We start from the raw sequence: 18,078 nt of genomic DNA, 5'->3' as shown, positions 1-18,078 counted from the left end.
GCGACGAACCCGTTGGTTCGACGCCGGCGTGGCTGCCGAAACGCTGCGATGGCCTGCGCAGTCCAGGTCCCCTGGCGTAGACGGAGAATGCCGGGCTCGGCTCACTCGACGACGGGCACGACTTCCTCGCCAACGGTGGCGTCTTCGACCGGGCCTCCGTCGACATCCTGGTCGGCCTCTGCTGTCCGCCGGTGGTAGGGGTGGCCAGCATCCATCCTGCGGGCAAGGTGCAGGGGGGTTGGGGTGCTCTGACGGACATCCGAGGTAATGCCCTGGTTGGTCAGGACAGCGGCGACGGTCCCGATCAGCTTGCAGTCCACCTCGTCGCGCTGGCTGATGATGGTGTACCGCGTCGCGGTGTGGGCGTAGCCGTTCTTGTTCTGGCGGCTGCTGTCGAAACGCGTTTCGTCCTTCCCAAATCGGCCGGTGACGCTGGCGGAGTAGGTGCGGGGTACGTTGACGAGCATGAAGTCGGGGTAGAGCTGGGTGCCGTCATCGTTGGCGAGTTGGAACAGGCCGTTGGTGGTGTCGGTGGCGCGCCAGGTGCCGTCGGCGGTGCGCATGTAGGCGCCGGTGGGACGGCCGATGCGTACCAGGTCGCTGATAACTCGAACGGTGGCGAGGGGGCGTTGGGCCCGGGGGAGGCTGTGGCCGGGTAGCCAGGAGGCCGGCCGAGGCAGGTCTGCCGGCGGGGTCTGGCCGAGTGCTTCGTCGGTGAGGCCCGTCCAGATGTACTCGGCCGCGTCTCCATCTACGTAGAGCACCGTCGGTTCCTGCGCGGGTAGTTGTGTACGGGCGGCGACGAGGGCTTGCTCGACCAGTTGCGCGGCTGCACTGGCCTGCTGTGTCTCGTTGCCGATGGCGGTGTAGGGGGTGACGTCCCAGGCGAGGTCTGCGGCGTGCAGGGTGGTCGTGGCTGGGCCGTGGGTCGTCCAGTGCCCGGCTTGGGGGCTGTAGGCCCAGATCTGCCAGGGGTCGTCGGGTCCGCAGACGGGGCGCATGGCAGTGAGGGTGACGGTGATCGGTGCGGGGGTGTTGGTGCGGCGCTTTCCGTACGCGCGGCGCTGGGCATGGCGGCGGACATGGATGCCGATGTGCCACCACGGTTCAAGGGGCAACTTGCCGAATGCGGCGCCGAGGCGGTGGTCGGTGGCACCGACGCCGGTGAGGATCTCGCGCAGCACGTTCTCGGTGGAGCTGTCGAGACCGCTCTGGCGGGACTTGACCTTGTCGGCTCGGTACTTCTCGTTGTACGGCTTGCCCTCCCTGGTGTGGGTGGGCACCGGCGGTGGGGCCTGCTTGACGTACTGGGAGGTTGCCCCGATACGGGCGAGGGCCTGCTTGGAGGGCCACTTTCCGTCCTCAGCCTCGGCCGTGGTGCGGGCCTCGACGGTGGGGTACCAGCGGTCGGGGTCCCAGTCGGTCTCGCCGATGACCGCGGTCCTGATGCCTTCGCCGGTGTAGGGGGCGAGCATCTCTTCCAGGATCCGCTGGCGTTCCTCGCTCGTGTGCGGTCCGTGGCTGAGGGCACCGGCCTTGTCGTGGAGGAAGACGACCTTGATACGACCGCCGGCCGCCGGTTCTTCGGTGCCTTCGGCCGCCTTCCATTCGGGGCCGAGGTCCCACTGGTCGGCGATGGCGGCTTTTACGCGGGCCCGGACCTCGTCGGTGCTCCACAGGACGACGACGAGGAGGGTGCTGATGCCGGCCGTGTCGAGGGCTGCGGGGATCCGGTCGGCGGGGATGGGGCCGGTGATGCGCGAGCCGCTCTCGGTCGGCGGCAGCTTGACTCCGGAGACTTCCAGGTAGCGGGGGCTGCGGTGGCTGTACTTCTCGCACTTGGTGTCGAGAAGTTCCTCGATGCGGCGGAACAGCTCCATGCCGTGGCCGCGGCCCAGCCCGGGGGTGCGGGTGCTGACCGGCGCGACGGCCCAGACCGGGCCGGGGGCGGTGTCGGCGAGGGCGTCGTCGGCGAGGTGCTCGGGGAAGGGCGGAATGTTCGCGCTCAGGCGGGGCAGGGCTGCCAGGCGCCGGCTGGCGGCGACCGCGGGTACGTTGAGGCGGCGCTGCCACGGCGGACCGTCGGTACGGGCGGCGACGACGAGTGGCTGGTCTGGGTTGGCGAGCAGGACCGTGGAGACGCCTTTCCAGGCGGTGGCGAGGAGGGTGGTGACGGCGTTCACCGTCAGGGCGTGGCGCCGGGAGTGTCCGGTGGCGGCGGTGCCGATAACAATGCGCGGGAGCAGGTGTCGGATGCGGCCATTCCGGTCGGGTGCGCTGGGCAGTTCGTGGCCGATCGCGGCGAGACGGCCATCGGTGCACAGGGTGAAGCGGACCGGGTCGGCGCCGTTGCGGGGCCAGTCGAGGGCGGCGAGTTCTTCCGCCAGGCGCCAGCGGGCGAGTTCGCCCGGCCACCAGCCGCGCGAGCGCCGTCCGGTGCGCGGTGGTGGGGGCAGTGTGGCGGGGCGGGGTTCGGCCTGGGCGATGAGGTCGGCGAGTTGCTCGCCGAGCTGCTGGCCGGCTGGGCCGGAGACGACCGCTTCGGCCCAGTAGAGGAAGACGTCGCGGCGGTCCTCGGCGCTGATCGGGGCAGCGGAGAGGAGTTCGTGCTGGCCATCGCTCCACTGCCAGCGCGCCCAGGTGCCGACGGCGGCCCGCAGGACGGCTTCGAGCGCGCGGTAGGGCGGCTGTACGTCCAGGCCGGAGCCGACGTTGCGCGTGTACTCGCGGGACAGTTCCTCTGCGAGCTGCGGCGCGGGCGGCGCGGGCCGGTAGGCGAAGACCTGCCCCAGGTCGCTCGGTTCGGTGCGGTAGCAGAGCAGGCGGGCCTGCTTGCGGGTGCTGTCGTCGAGTGGGCGGGTCATACGCGCTCTCCCAGGTGGGTGAGGAAGCCCGAGTGCAGGGCCGGGACCAGGTGCCCTGCGTGGGCGTACTCGGCGATCTCCTCCATGGAGTAGCCGTAGCAGCCGCCGAGCTGGGCGAGTTCGTCCTGGGTGTACTGCCCGAGCAGCCCGCGGATCAGGGTGGGCAGATCGGAGCCCCAGGTGGCGTCGTGGAACGCGCCGTCGATGAAGTGGAGTTCGACGTGGGTCTGCCCCCGGCGTCCGCGGCCTCCGAGTTGGATGGTCTGGCCCAGGAGGGTGGCGACGAGTTCGTGCTTCAACTCGTCGGGGAGGGCGGAGAAGCGCTTGGGTGCGCCGAGGTTGAGGCGCAGGTGCGCGACAGCCAGGTCACGGGCGTGGGCGAGGACGGCTGCGGGATCGCGGCTGGGGACCAGGTCGCGCCAGGCTCGGGCGGCAACGCTGGCGGCCAGGACGGCGGGATCGTCGGCCGGCATGACCGGCCTGATGGCCAGCCCGATCAGGGTGACGGCCGAGACGGCGACGCCGTTGAACACAGTGAGGACGTTCAGTCCTCGCTCGGTGCGTGGCAGCGGTGCGATGAGCACCTCACCGTCGAGGTCGGCGAGTTGCGCGAAGCGGTCGCGCGTGAGCAGGCCGATGCTGTCGCAGACCGGTGGGAGGGCGGGGTCGGGCTTGTCCGCGACGGCGACGTAGATCCGTAGCTTGCGGCCGGCGGCGAGTGCGGTGTCGTGGAGCGCCTGGGCGAACAGGCGGGCCTGCCGGTAGGAGTTGACGGCGATCAGAGCCCGTGCTCGGTGCGCGGTGCGGCGGTCCGCGGCAAGGCGGGTGAGATCGCGAACCAGAGTTGGGGCGTATCCGGTGGCCAGCGCGATGACCCGCTGGTCGCGTTCGTGGAAGGGAGTGCTGCCGACGGCGAGCAGCTTCCCGTCGGCGACGGGGGTGCTGTTGAAAATGGTCAGGCCGCCGCGGAGAGTGTCGGGCATGGCCCAGTCGGGGCGGGCGAGCAGGTGGGTGCGGGCTGCTCCGGGCATGAAGCCGGTGGCGGACATGCCGAGGACGACCCGCTGGTGACCGGTCAGGGCGAGGGCGACGATGTCGCCGAGGTACTGCGTCTCCGTGTGGGGATCGCCGCGCAGGACCTCCATGCGCAGGCTCGCGGGCGTGTTGGGGTCGTCCAGCCCCTCGAAGCGGAACCCTCCCAGCTGTCGGCCCAGCGGGCCGAAGGGTACGACGGTGCCGACGCCCTGATGGCCGATGGCGTCAGCGAGCTTGGAGGCCGCCTCGATGCCGTGCCCCGCGAGTTCGCCGGCCCGGTCCGACAGGTCGAACATGGTGTGGGTGAGGGCGGTGAGCCATGCCTTCATCATCAGCGCGTGCAAGACGCCCGCGGTGACCTCGTCGTGCGTGGCGGCCGAAGCCGGCTTGGCCGCGCTGCTCGCACGCGGGGCCGGGACCGGCACGTCCTCGGGAGTCGTGCGTTCGGTTCCGACGGGGCTCAGAGCCGAGATGGCCGCGGCGAGGGCATCACGCAGCTCGTCCTTGAGGACGGCCAGCTGCCACTCGCCGCCTTCGTCGATCGTGAGCATCCGCTCCAGCAAGTTCGGGACTGCGCGCAGCCGCTGGGGCAGCACAATGGCGGCGGGGCGGTCGGCCGGGCGGGTGGCAACGCGCGGTAGAAGGGCCTGCAGCAGGTCGGTCTGCTCGTCGGTGGCTGTGCTGGAGGCGCCGACGCCGATCAGGTACTCCAACAGGTGGCGGTCCCACTGGTGGGGCTGGTACCAGCGCTTGCGGTCCTGCAGGATCCGGCGGGTACGGCGCGGGTCCTGCCCTCGGGCCATGGCCCGTGCCTGGCCGACCTCGGTGCAGATCTCCTCGCCGGCCACCAGATCGAGCAGCTGCTCCGCCAGGAACACCGCGCGGGTCAGGGTGCGGCGCACGGCGACCGCCAGCCGCGGCGGCGCCCGGTGCAGACCGTCTCGGATTTGCCGCAGCACCGTGTCTGGGTGGGAGCGAGAGGCGAGCTCCAGGTGACCCGACTGGTCGAACGCCTGGGACTGATAGGCGTCGACCTCGTCGATGACCACGAAGGACGCCAGGCGCAGGAGGAACTCGCGCACGCTGATGCTGTTGCGGATCTCGCCGTCGACGTCCACCGGAACCTTGATCATCCCGGACTGGAAGCACGCGTGGGTGGTCACGATGATCCGGGCCGTGGTGGCGGCCTGCACGTGGTCGAACTTGCCGCAGGCCGACACGAACGGGCACAGCGCGCGTTCCGGACGGTCGAAGAAGCCTGATTCCGTGACCGTGCACGGCTCCTTGCCTCCCTTGAAGGCGTCGCGGCCGTCGAGCTGGGACTGCACCGCGCACCCGTAGGCGGAGTGGTCGAGGCGGAAGGCGATGTCGGCGGGGGCCTGTGAGAGGGGAGCGCCGCTGCCGTCCATCTTCGCGGCCGTGCGCAGCGCGAAGTCGTAGCGGCTGTTGGGTGCGATGAACGGGGTGGCCGTCGCCTTGACGCCCAGAGCCCGAAGCTCAGCCTGCAGGGTTGCGGCCTCCCCGTAGACGTCGCCGTTGTCGCTCACCACCAGCACGGTGGTGTACCCGAGCCCCGCCTGCTGGATCGCCAGTGCTCTGCCGAGAACGTTCTTACCCACGCCGGTGGGTGCGCTCATGAGGTGGATGCGCCCCGGCGGCAGGACGCCCGGGTCGCGGGGCCGTCGTCCGCCTCCGATGGTGCCGCTGAGCAGCAACGCGATCTGCCGATCGCGAAAGGCGGGACCCTCCATGAACAGGTCGGTGTCCCGGCTCTGCCAGCCGAGCTCGTCGGCGTCGAGGACCAGGTCAACGGGTGGCGCGGTCGTGATCCGGTGCGGGATGTACTCGCTCTGCTCGTCGGGGAAGGTGAGCTGGACCAGGCCACGGGAGGTCACCGCCGACCAGCCCGGTCCACGGGCGGTCCGCAGCGGCCGGCGCCGTCGGGCCGTTGCGAGAAGGCGGTCCGCGACATCGGCCGGAGTCTGGCCGTGGCCCGGCACCATTTCCAGGGCCCGTCCCCGCTCACTGCGCGCGACGCTGTAGAGGGCCAGCAACGGGTCATCGGCCTGGGGGTCCTGGAAGATCTCGTGAACGGCTCGCTCGATGTGGTGCAGCAGCGCTTCCTCCCGGCGCCGCACGCGCAGCAGCGCCCCGACCCGCTGCTTGTCCTCGTAGGACCACAGCTCCCAGTCCTCCACGATGCGGGGGGCATGGCCGGTGAGCAGGGCATGGGCATCACGGACGAACACCACTCGCTGCCCGTTGCGGAAGCGCGCAGGTAGGAGGTGTTCGGTGAGCGCAAACGCCGCCGCCAGTGCCGTGCTCAAGCCCTCTTCACCTCCGCCAGCAGGTCCGTGTCAGTCAGCACCCGCGCTCCGGTGCCCTGCACACCCCGGCGAAGGACGGACAGGTAACCGCGCAGGTGCTCGGGCACCACGATGCACAGGTCCCCGGGGTCGTCGGGGTCGTCGCGCAGATTCTGGGCCAGGCCGTACGGATCGGCCCACGTCTTGACGTCAATGCGCCACCGCCGTGGGCTGCCGGGAAGGGTGACGTGCAGGTCGTAGGAGTCGCCGAACGGCCACAGCTCGACCGTCGCTGCCATGGCGACCAGTCGGTCGTGCAGGTCGATCTCCAGCAGGCCCGGCAAGGTGACCCACAGCCACAGCGCATACGGCAGAGCTACGTGGCCGTCCACGGGCAGCAGTTCGGGCACCGTGCGAAGCTCGCCTTGCGCGGTGAGGCGCCAGCCCTCCGCCGAGGATTCGGCCCGGTAGCGTGCACCCAGGAGGCCGTGGCGCTCATCCTCGCATTCCAGTCCGACAGTGCCGTTCGGCCGGTAGGTGGCCCGCATGGTCCACTGGCACAGAGGGCAAGGGGCCCAAAAGCCGTCGAACTGCCTCGTCGGGGAGATGGCGGTGTACGCGCCCAGCTCGGTCAGGGCCGCGTTCCGGGACAGGGCGCGGCGGCGCAGGACAGGTGTCCGCACCATGGCCTCGCGCCCACGGGTGTACTCCTCGAAGCCGGCGGCGCGGAGCGCACGAAAGACAGCGTGCTGGACGGTCTCGCCAGAGATCCGGGACAGCCGGGCGCCTTCCGGAAGCAGGCCGACGGCGCGCAGGAGGCTGTACATGTGGCGGATATCGGCACCGATTCCCGGCGCCTGATACCCGTGCTCGCTGGCTTCCACCGCCATCCGGTTCAACGCCGGGCTGGGCGTGCCGTCTTCTTCGAGCAGCCGCAGCTCCCCCAGGGCGAACTCTGATGGTCTCCGCGGTAGGAGGTCCGCCAAGTGGCTACCGCGAAGCCGCTTAACGAACGTCGGGTACGGCGGCGCCGGGGTGAGCACGCCGAACGCAGCCACATAGCGTCCGAAGCATTCCATCAGAAGCCGGGCGCGTGCCTCGCTCTCACCCTCAGGACTGCTCAGAGCCAGCGCCGCAACCACGCATGCGTCCAGCGCCGCGAGCTGGTCCTCGTCCAGCTCTTGAACAGCCGCAGCTGCAGCGGCAAGCGCCAACACCTCAGGCCTCCTCATCGCGACTGGTGGACTCACCCTCAGCAACCGGCAGACGGGGTTCCAGACACGTGGCCCTGGGGAAATTCACACGATCTGGCTACCACCCAGGTCGTTCAGCGGCGTTCGATGCTGAAGCCGCTGCTAGCAGAGCGTCGGTTCACACGGACCGGTCGAAGCACTTGGTGATGTCCGACTTGATCGAGGTGATGGTTGCCATCCGGGCCTCCCAGTCGTAGCTGGCGTCCCCGCGAGCGCCTTCGCACCCCTCGCACCCGTCCTCTCCGTGGAGATGACCGACCGTCCAGGCGTTCAACCCCGACACGCGTTTGGCAGCAGCACCAGTGCCGTGGCCGATGCCATGGACGCCGTGACAGTCACCGCCTGTCGGGAGAGCTGCTCCCTGACCCCTCCCGGGTCCGAAACAGTTCTACTCTGCTCGAAGTGAGAACCTGACCGGTCCGGACAACACAGTCGTCGCCGAGTCGAGGTCTGCCAAACGAGTCGCGAGCGTGGCCATGGCCAGACGTTCGGGGAGGGCCTCGTGAAACTTCAACCCGCGCATCGCCTTGACGTCGACGTCCGGAAGGCACAGCCGTGAGACCGCATCCGCCGTGCCGGCCTTCCACATCTGCGGTGTGAGGTCGGTACGCAGGCGCAGGTATTCGTCGGAGAAGCGCTGGCGCTCGTCGGTGACTCCCGCGAGGGTGGCGGTGAGGGTGGCGTTGGCCCGGTATCCGGCCCAGGTCCACCACCGGATGTCGTCGCCGGCTCGGGTGATGACGGTGCCGCCGGGGTGAACGGTGTCGACGTTCTGCTCTCGGACATGGGCGAGTTGCTGGGTGGCGCGTCGGGTGAGTTTGACCTGCGGGTCGGCTCCGAGCAGGACGTCCCGGGCGGCCTGGTTGAGGGCGTAGGAGGTACCGCTGTACCCGGTGCCGAACCAGCGCGCGCGGCCGGTGAGGTCGGAGGCTTCGACGTAGCAGCGGCGTCTGGTCCAGTCGATCCAGGTGACCTTCCAGCTCCTTCCGCCAAGGAGCAGGACCCGTGGTCCGTCGATCTTCTCGGTGAGGAGCATGGGGTCGGTGCGGCCGATCTCCTGGCGGCCGGCGAGGACGGTGAACTCGGGTGGGGCGGTGAAGACGGCGGTGATGCCCATGAAGTGGCGGCGGCCGAACTTCTCCTCGGCGGCCGGGCCGATGAACAGCAGTTCACCGTCCTGGTCGAGGAACCCGTGGTCGACGAGGTGTCGCAGGATGGGTTCCGCGCTGCGGTCGAAGGGGGGAAGGCCGCCCCAGCCCTCGTCCCACAGCCCCTGGGCGATCTTGTGTTCCTGCAGGCTCAGGGCGAGGAGCTGCTGCGCGACGATGTGCCTGGGCTCGGGCGGCGCGGTGACGGGTTCGACGTAGCCGCGGCCCCAGAGGACGAGGAGGGCTGCGGCGCCGAGGAGGGCCTCGTGGCTGCGTGCGAGGAACAGGCAGTTGCGGTTGGAACCGGGGCGACGGCCTGTACGGCCGATGCGTTGGAGGAAGGAGGCGACGGTTGTGGGGGCGTCGATCTGGATCACGCGGTCCAGGTCGCCGACGTCGATGCCGAGTTCGAGTGTGCTGGTGGAGACGATGACGCAGTCGCGGGCTTCGGCGAAGGCCGCTTCGGCTCGGCGTCGTTCGTCCAGTGAGAGGGAGGCATGGGAGAGGAAGGTGGTCACGCCTGCGGCCCGGAGTGCGGCGCCGAGCTCCTCGACGAGTTGCCGGGAGTCGCAGAAGACCAGCCGTTTCTCCCCGCGGTGCAGGGCGGCGATGACCTTGGCCGCGTTGGACGTTGATCCGACGTAGTCGAGTTCGATGTCCCCTGGCGGCGCCGCGACCTCTGCGCCGGCGCGTGGTGTGAGGTCGACGCCTGGGGCCACGACGTGGGCGGGGCGCTGTCCGCGGCCGGATCCCTGGAGCCAGTGGAGCAGCTCGTCGGGGTTGCCGACGGTGGCGGACAGGCCGATGCGCTGGATGGGCCGGCCGGCCAGGCGTTGGAGGCGTTCCAGGACGGCGAGCAGGTGCCAGCCCCGGTCGTCTCCGGCGAAGGCATGGACTTCGTCGACGACGATGGCGCGGAGGTTGGCGAAGAGGCGGTGCTGGTCGACCTTGGTGCTCACCAGCATCGCTTCGATCGACTCGGGGGTGGTGAGCAGGATGTCGGGTGGGTCGGTGAGGATGCGGCGCCGTGCGGTCTGGGGGATGTCGCCGTGCCAGAGTGCGGCGCGGCGCCCCAGCCATCCGGCGTACGTCTCCAGGCGCGGCAGGAGGTTGTTCAGCAGCGCCTTGAGTGGGCACACGTACAGCACCGATAGGCCCGTCCAGCGCCCCTGCTCCATCGCGGATAGCAGCGGGAAGGACGCGGCCTCGGTCTTCCCGCCGGCGGTGGGGGCGAGCAGGACGGCGTCGGCGCCGTCCATCAGCGGGGCGATGGACTCCTGTTGGAGGGGGCGCAGGTCGCGCCAGCCGAGGGAGTTGACGATGTGGTGGACCAGCGCGGGCTGGAGCCTGCTCATCGCGGCCGGGCCGCCAGGTCCGACCGTGCCGGCGCTGCTCACAGGTCGAGCTCGATGTCACCGGCGGAGGCAGCACTGCGTTCCGCCTCGCTCAGCTCCGTGGCGGAGAGGGTGAGTGCGTAGTGCTGTCGGGGGTCGAAGTCCTCGAAGTCGTCGACGCGGTCGAGGATGTCGGCGACGAGCTTGCGCAGGAACACGCGCGGGGCGATGCCGACCTGGCCGCCGAGGCCTCCGGTGACGGCGGTGGCGAGCTCGGCGATGTAGGCGTTGTCGACGCGCTCGCCGATCCGGTCCGGGTTGCGGGCGGCTCCGGCGTAGAGGTCTCTGACGCTGCGGCCGAGTTCACCCAGCCGCTCCAGGTCGAAGCCGGCAAGGCGCAGTTGGACCGCGCGGGGTGAGTCGAAGCGCGGGTCAGTCGTGAAGTCGGTGGCCAGGCGCTGGGCCAGCGGGGGAAGCCGTTGCGCACCCTGCTGTCCGTCGTAGAAGGCGGGCGTGCCGGTGATCACCAGGAACAGGCCGGGGAAGCGCCCGGCGTCGATCTCGTCCAGCAGCTGCCGAAGGGCATTGAGGCCCTTCTCCCGGATGTCTCCCCGCACGCGCTGGAGGGTCTCGATCTCGTCAAGAACGAGCAGCAGCCCGGGGTGGCCGCAGTCCCGCAGCACTGTCAGCAGGCCCTGGAGGAAGCCGAGGGCAGCGAAGTGGTCCAGGTCGCCGCGAACGCCCGCCGTCCGGCGGGCACCGGCGGCTACGGACTTCTGGCCGCCGAGCCAGGCGATGAGCGCTTCGGCGGTGGCGGCGTCGCCTGCGGCCTTGGCGTGGCGGTAGCCGCGCAGGGCTGCTGCGAACGCGGGGGTGGTGCGGGCGACCTCGGCGAGGCGGGATTCCATGAGTGCGTCCACGGCCTTGCCGAGGGCTTCGGTGTCGTCCTCCGACACGTCGTCGGCGTCGAGGACTTCCTCTTCCAGGGTGTAGAACCAGGAGTCGACGATGGCGCGTAGGGCGCTGGGGGCGTGGCTTGCGGTGGACAGGCGTTCGGTCAGGCGCCGGTAGACCGTCTCCAGCCGGTGTAGCGGCGTCTCGGTCTCGGAGATCTGGATCTCGGCCGTGGCGAGGCCCATGCGCTTGGCCCGCTCGGCCAGCCATCGGGCGAAGAACGTCTTGCCGGATCCGTAGTCGCCGCGGACGGCGTGGAAGGCGGCGCCGCCTCGAGTGACGACGGTCAGGTCGTCGTCGAGGGCACGCTCGAAGCGGTCAAGGCCGACGGCGAACAGGTCGAGCCCGAACTGGGGCACCGTGCCGCGGCGCAGGGCATCGACCACATCGCGGCGGCGGGCCGCGCTCACGGTAGCCGCGTGACCACCGGAGGGGGGCTGGATGGTGCTCATCAGCTGTCCACCTGGAACTGTTCAGCGGCGAGCGGCACGTTGAGCCGCAGCCTGGTTCCGTTGTCGCTGAATTCCAGCACGGGGTAGCCCTCTACGTTCATGAGTCGTTGCAGTGTGGCGGCGAAGCCGTCGGCGTTGCGTCCCGCCTTGCCCGCTGCCGCCGCGACAGCCGTCAGGGACAGAGCGCCGTCTGCCGCCACCAGCGCGTCGACGACGGCGGCCATGACCTCGGGCTCGGGCGGCTTGCGGACGTACTTCCGCTGGAAACGGAAGGTCTCGGACGCCACCAGCTTCGCCCCGAAGGAAGAGCGGTCCGCGGTGGTACCCACCGTGGTGGCTTCACCTGTCTCGTCCGCAGCCTCCTGGCCGCTCGTGTGGCCGGCCGCGCTCGACGGCTGTTCGCTCTGCTCGGCGGTACGTACCGTCTGGCCAGCGGGGCCGCCTGCGTTCCACCAGCGCGGGGTGATGTCCTCCGGTGCGAGGAGGTGCCAGTCCCTGGGCGGGTCCGTGTCCGCGGGCAACAGTGCGAGGACCGGCACGGTCATCTCGGCGAGGGAGGCGCCGCCGTGGTAGCCCGCCTTGCGGGGCGTGTAGCGGATGTCCTCGCGCCAGGGCGCGACGATGCGGCCATCGCCTTCGAGGACGCGCGGCCCGGTGAGCAGGACCTCGCCGGCGTCCGGCTCGCCGCGGCGCCAACGCGCGGCACCCGCGTTACCAGTAGCTGTCGGGGCGTCGAGTCCCTCGCCTCGTTCGAGGACATGGCCGTGGTCGGCGACGATGACGACGGGCCGGCCGTAGAGGCGGGCGGCGGCGAGGAGCTCCTCCAGGTAGGTCACATCGGACAGGCGCCAGCGGGTGCGGTCGCCCTGGGCCGCGTGATCGAGTGAGTCGTCGACCGTGTTCAGCACGACTCCGACGACCGCTTCGCCAGCCAGCTCTCGCTGCAACGGGTCGGAGAGCCGCTGCCCGGCTGCCCCTCCTATGTCCGCCTTGTGGAAGAGCACACCTGACCGGCGCTGCCGGGACCAGAACGCCTCGAAGCCGGGCTTCTCCACGGACTGGCCGCCCTGAGTGAGGCTGCCGGTGAGGAGTGAGGCCCGGCTGATGCGGGTGAGTGAGGGGATCGCGGCGACTGCGGCCGTGCGGCGGCCCCGCGTGGGGCCGGTCTCCAGCCAGCCGCGGCGGGCGAGTTCTTCGCCGAAGCCGACCGCGACCTCGCTGCTCATGCCGTCGACCAGCAGGATCAGCGGTGCCCGGCCCGACTTGCCGGCGAGCTTGACCGCGATGGTGTCGAGCACGTTCTCCACCAGGAGCGCGCCGCCGGGCGTTTGGCTGGAGGCGGTGCGCGTCCAGTCGCGCAGGTACCGGGCGAAGATCTCGTCGATCACTGCGCGCCGCCCACGGGCAGCGTGATAGATGCTGTGGTAGGCGGCAGTGACCGGTTCCTGGGCTTCGGCGTCGCCGGCCCACAGGACAGTGAGAGCAGCATCCACCCAGCCCCAGTCGGCGAGGTGCTGCTCGACGGCGCCGGCGACAGAGCTGACCGTCGGGTGAGGGCCGGCCAGCCAGCGGGCGAGACGCACTGCGGCCTCAGCCGTGCGGACACGTGCGCCCCGCAGGCCCGCGAGATGGTGGCGGCGCAGGTCCTCGAGTGCCGCCTCAACTGCGGCGAGGTCGTGTGTGCGGGTACCTGATTGGTCGAGGACGGAAGCCAGTGCGGTGAGGCGCGCCTGGAATCCGGAGGGAAGGTAGGCGTTGCCCGCGAGGGCTTCGGTCAGGCCGGCGTCCTGGGCCTGCCGGTCTGCCTGTTCGAGGACGTCCAGAGCCCGGTTGCGGGCCGCGTGCTGGTCCGGGCCGGCCTGCTCGGCCTGCAGCAGCCAGCGGATCAGCGTTCCTTCGACGGCGAGAGTGAAGGGACGCAGATCGGCGGGCTTGATCCGGATGGTGCCGAAGAGTCCGCCGAGCGCGAGGCCTGTCTCGGCCGACGTGGCGGGGCCGGCCACCGCGGAGCCGACGACGCCGAGGGCCATGGCGTCCTGGCCACGGCCTGCGGCGCAGAGGTCGAGCAGCAGCGATGCCGCGCTTCCGGCGACCTTGGTCAACCAGGCCTTGATGCCCTGCTGCTCGTCCGTGGTCAGTGCCGCGTACGCGGCGGGTCCGAGCGGGCTGCGCGACCACGCCAGCAGGGTGTCAGCGTCCAGCGGGGTCTCACGCCGTGCTTCGCCGCGGGTGCCGGCCATGTCCGGGGACGCTTGGCTGATCGACAGCCTGGCCTCGACGAGTGCGCGCATCGCCGCGTCCAGGGTGAGCACGGAGCCGAACCGCGGCCAGCCGCCGTGGGGCTCGCCTTCGAGGAGGGCGTTCACGAGCCAGGATTCCGCGCGGATGCGCGGGTCGAGGCCGGTGGCGCCGAACCGCAGCCTGACGATCTCCGCCCGGTCGACGCTGAGGACCTGGCGGCGCAGGGCGTGGCCGAGGACATCCCAGCCAAGCTGCTCGTCCTCGACCGTCGTGGCGACCACCAGCACCGCGCCCGGGACCGCGGCTTCCTCCTGGTAGCGGTGCCAGGCGTCGGAAATACCGAGGACGGAATGCTCCTCCATAACCTCGATCCGGCGCTTGTCGTCGGCCACGGAGCTGGTGAACTCAGCTGCCGCACCGGCTTCGTAGCGTCCGTGGACCAGGACGAGGCGGCGCTCCGGTTCGTTGGGGAGCTCCAGGCGCAAGAGCGCCTCGATGACCCGGCGGTTGACCAGGGGTGGCTGAGCCGACATCAGTCCGCCGTCCTTTCGCTCACGGTACCGCCCGTTCCGGGCTCGTCCGCAGGCCTCCACCCGATCTCGATCTCCGTGTCAGGGTTGGTGGCGGCAAACGCCCGGATCTCGCCGAGCAGATCCGCCAGCGCGCGTTCGAACACGGTCTCGCCGGCGCGGGCTGCCACCCTGCGCGTGGAGCGACGCGGCACACCGGTCCCAGGACCAGCCGGAGTGGTCGTGCCGGCGGGAGCGGTAGGGCTGCTCGGCTCCCCGGGGGACGTCGGCAGAGGAGGCTGGCCGTGGAACGTCAGACTGACCTGCCCGGCCTCGGTCGGCGCCTCCTGGGGAGCAGGCGAGGTCACGGGCGGCGCGGCCGGGGGTGCCGCCGGTGCGGCCACGGCGGCCAGCCGGGCGGCGTCCCTGATGAGTGCCAGCGCCTGCGGCTGGATCCCGTCCAGGACAGGCGCGAGCTGACGGGCGAACTCGTCCTCGTGAGCGGCCCGCTGGACCTCGGCAATCAGCCGCTGTGCGCGGTCGCCGATCCCGTCAGTCCGCCCGGTGTACTCGCGCACACTCTCCAGCAGGTCCCACTGCGTACGGTCGAGCGCAGAAAGGACGGTCTTCGCCGAGCCAAGGGCAGCCCCGAGCTCTTGGTCGGTGATGTCGTAGGCGACCGCGGCAAGTTCCTTCACCAGCGGAGTGTCGTCCTGATGCCGCGTCAGCCGCTGGACGAGGTCAGCAGCATGCCGGGCCGCCAGCAGACGGGGCGCACGCGGGTCGGTCAGGCCCAGCGCCTCGGCGCGCTGCGGCTTGCCGAGAGAGCTGCGCACTCCCTCGACGGACTTCTCCATTTCCTCCGCCTTCGTGCGCACCGCAGCCGCGAGCTTCGCGACGTTGCGGGCGAACAGCACAGGCGGCACGCCCGAGACGCCGAACAGGGCAGCCGCACGCTCCCGCGCGGTCGCGAACTCGGCCTCGCTGGGCTTCTCCTGGGCCCGCAAGACATGGCCGGCCCCGATCGACTGGAGGGGAGGTGCCGCCGATTCGGCCTTCCCGTTGTAGACCCAGGACCGGTCGGCCAGCAGCGCGTAGGTGGCGATCAGCAGACTGCTGACCTGCTTGTCCAAGCCAGTCCAACCCAGCTTGGCGATCCACTGGCGGATGTCCTCCACCTTGTACTCACCGGTGACCTGCTGCTGAGCCGCGTACTGGTCGATCCGCCGGCGCCACTCGGTGCTGAGAGTCAGCGGACCGTCGTGGACCTCTCCGAGCTCCAGCGGGTGCACGATCTTCTTGACGACGGCCATCTGCCCGCGGTCGAGTTCCACGCGCCCGGAGCCGTCCTCCATGGCCTTGGTGATCCAGCCGAGCACGGTTTTCAGCTCGGCCGGGGTGATCGCCTTGCGGTTGCCGGACGGGTCGAAGTTGGGGTGCTTCGGGTACAGCTCCTGGAAGACCCCGTCGGCAATGCGGAGCATGTTGCCCGCGAAACCGGCCGCGGCCTCCAGCCGGGGCCGGTGGCCAGGCAGCATCGACAGCAGGTGGCCGTCCTCCCCGACCGGGGCGCCGGCGTTGGCCTCATCCAGGCGGCTGATGCCGTACAACTGGGCCAGCGTGACAGTGATCTGGGACGTGAGATTGTCGCGCTGCGCCTGGAGCTGGTGGCGCATGCGGATGCGGTCCTCGGTGGAGTAGTTGACCGCGAGGTCATCGAGCCGTTCCCGCTCCAGCAAGTAGTTGATCTTCAGGAGGCGCCCGAGCTGGCCGGCCCGCTGACGCGAGAGGTGCGCCGGCAGCCACACCACGGTGGGCTGGCGGTGCCGTTCGTCCCGCAGCAGCTGACGAACCCGTGCAGCGTCATTGCTCGGGTACTGACCTGCGACATCGAACGGGTAGTCGACGACGAAGCGCACCCGGCCGTCCACCGAGGGGATGAAGTGGTCGTCCGGGATCTCCTGGGCGTCGCGGACGTTGCCGAAAACGAACTCGGCGGTGCGCTTGGTGCCGCGCCACACGATCTCGTGCTCGCAGACGAAGCCCTCGGTGTCCTGGATGCCCAACGCGCCCCAGAGGGCCTCCTTGATCCACACACGCCGAGCGCTCACCCGGTCGACCTCACCGACAGCATCCAGCAGCGGCTCGACGTCGAGGTCGGACAAGTGCAGCGCGAACACCGGGTCGTTGCCGCCGTCCGAACGCAGCTCCCCGCCGAACTCTCCCTGCAGCTCCTCCAAACGCGCCAACGCCACCTTGTCGTCGGTGATCGTCCGGGTGCGCTTGACGGAGCCGTGATTGAGGTCCGCCAGCCGGCGCGCGGTCAGCCGGGCCAAGGCCGGGACCTCGGGCGTTAGGTAGGCCAGCAGGAGGGTCTTGACGAGCCGGTCGGTGGCCCTGAATTCGGGGCTCTCCTCACCCTGGTAGCGCTCCAGCATCCAGAGGCGGACCTTGCCGTAGAACCGGTTGGCCTGCTCGCCCTCCTTGCGGAGCTTCTCGGTGAACGCGTCGCCCATGCCGCCGGAGAGGACGTCCCACAGGTCACCGAGCGGGATGATCTGGCCGACCTTCATGTCCCCGCGGCGCCGCCACAGCAGCTCCTGGAGCAGTTTGAGACCGGTCCGCTCACGCTGCAGCGCGCCGGACAAGGCCACGAGGACGTTCAGCAGGGCCGGCGTCAGCGGGTATACGTCGCGGAAGTCGGACCAGTCGGCCTGCGTGGCGCCCTGGGAGTCGAGCAGAGCGTCCTTGACTCGTGCGTTGGCCTGCTCGAAGTCGGCGAACGCCGCATCCAGAGCGGCCCGCGCTTCCGGGGATCGGGGCTTCAGCACGCGCTCCTTGATGATCGCCGGGAGGTTCCTGTCCTCCAGGCTGATCACGTCGAAACGCTGGGCGAGGTATCCGACCTGGGACTCCAGGTTCTTCACCTCGGCGCCGGTGACGTCCTCGCCGACGAGCTGGGAGAGGTTCCTCTGCCGCGAGACGAAGGAGATGATCGGCACCGGCCGGTCCGCCACACCCGATTCGATGATCTTGACGAGCTTGCCGACCTCGGTCTTCACGAAGTCCTGGTCGCTCATCCTGGCCTGGAGCCAGAGGACCAACTCGTCGAGGAACAGCACAATGCCGTCGTAGCCAAGTGACTTCGCGTGCCGGCTGATGACGGACAGCCCGTCCTCCAACGGGATGAAGGCGTTGGCATCACCGCTGGCACCGCGTGCGTAGGACTTCATCGGACCGCTGAGCAGCGCGGAGACCAGCGCCTCGCGGAGCGGATCACCGGCTGGTGCCGTAAACGCCCGGTCCAGGTCCTCGCTTGTCCAGCCGGCAGCGGGCGCCTCGGCTTCCTCCAGCGGCACCAGGTCGTCGTCCGCGGCACCGGGGTGGACGTTGCTGTCACCGACAGCGCGGTCCCCGAGCTTGCGGATGAACAGCTCGTCGCCCTCGATGTTGCGGTTGTAGCGGGCGTCATCCAGCATCGCATCGGCGCGGTATACCGGCGGCGTCGGCGCGTTCGGGTCTATGCGGCGGATCGCGCGGACGTATCCGCCGAGCAGTGCGGAGTCCAGGTCGGCTGCGCCGACCAGGTGGTACGGGACCATGAGGAATCGGCGGTCGCGCAGCCAGTCGTCGTGCTCGGCGATGACCTCTTGCAAACGCGGCTTGGAGCGGGCAGCCGGCTCGTTGTTGAGCACCGCGTGGAGCACCGACATGAAGTGGCTCTTACCGGAACCGAACGAGCCGTGCAGGTATGCGGCGTTGGACGAGCCGTCGCGGACGGAGCTGCGGACGAGGGTGAGTGCCTTGCCGAAGGCTTCCTTCAGCTGATCGGTGACGACGTACTCGTCGACCAGGCGCTGGGTCTCCTCGAACCCGCCGGACAGCTCGACCTTGAACTTACCGGCGAGGACCGCGTCGGGGATGTCCAGGACGTCCCGGAGGAAGAGCTCAGTGCTGGACATCGCGGGTCGCGGTTCCCTTC

The 18,078-nt window shown here is 70.2% G+C and carries 7 protein-coding genes; all 7 read right to left on the bottom strand.

What is annotated here, in order from left to right:
• Positions 1-101: 101 nt before the first annotated feature.
• Complete coding sequence (locus tag BI06_RS11290) at positions 102-2,864, bottom strand: RNAseH domain-containing protein (protein ID WP_033825782.1); 2,763 nt, start codon at positions 2,862-2,864, stop codon at positions 102-104.
• Entirely contained in the window at positions 2,861-6,226 is a 3,366-nt protein-coding gene (locus BI06_RS11285) for a hypothetical protein (protein WP_149030342.1), read from the bottom strand. Before BI06_RS11285 ends, BI06_RS11290 begins: the two co-directional genes overlap by 4 nt.
• On the bottom strand, positions 6,223-7,422 hold the full coding sequence (locus BI06_RS11280; RefSeq protein ID WP_033825780.1) for a hypothetical protein: 1,200 nt from the start codon (positions 7,420-7,422) through the stop codon (positions 6,223-6,225). The genes BI06_RS11285 and BI06_RS11280 overlap by 4 nt, the downstream gene beginning before the upstream one ends.
• A 424-nt stretch (positions 7,423-7,846) precedes the next feature.
• Positions 7,847-9,961: a DEAD/DEAH box helicase gene (locus tag BI06_RS11275; RefSeq protein ID WP_033825871.1), complete on the bottom strand. Its 2,115-nt coding sequence runs from the start codon at positions 9,959-9,961 to the stop codon at positions 7,847-7,849.
• A 38-nt stretch (positions 9,962-9,999) separates the two neighbouring features.
• Positions 10,000-11,346, bottom strand: a complete 1,347-nt coding sequence (brxD, locus tag BI06_RS11270; RefSeq protein WP_051740746.1) for a BREX system ATP-binding protein BrxD — start codon at positions 11,344-11,346, stop codon at positions 10,000-10,002.
• Positions 11,346-14,120, bottom strand: coding sequence for a BREX-2 system phosphatase PglZ (gene pglZ / locus BI06_RS11265; protein ID WP_033825779.1), 2,775 nt, complete (start codon positions 14,118-14,120; stop codon positions 11,346-11,348). The genes brxD and pglZ overlap by 1 nt, the downstream gene beginning before the upstream one ends.
• Positions 14,120-18,058: a DUF6079 family protein gene (locus BI06_RS11260; protein ID WP_033825778.1), complete on the bottom strand. Its 3,939-nt coding sequence runs from the start codon at positions 18,056-18,058 to the stop codon at positions 14,120-14,122. Before BI06_RS11260 ends, pglZ begins: the two co-directional genes overlap by 1 nt.
• Between the last annotated feature and the right edge of the window lie 20 nt (positions 18,059-18,078).

It is taken from the genome of Kitasatospora sp. MBT66, from assembly GCF_000710405.2.
Classification (GTDB): domain Bacteria; phylum Actinomycetota; class Actinomycetes; order Streptomycetales; family Streptomycetaceae; genus Kitasatospora; species Kitasatospora purpeofusca.
This window is presented reverse-complemented; position numbering and strand designations above follow the sequence as displayed.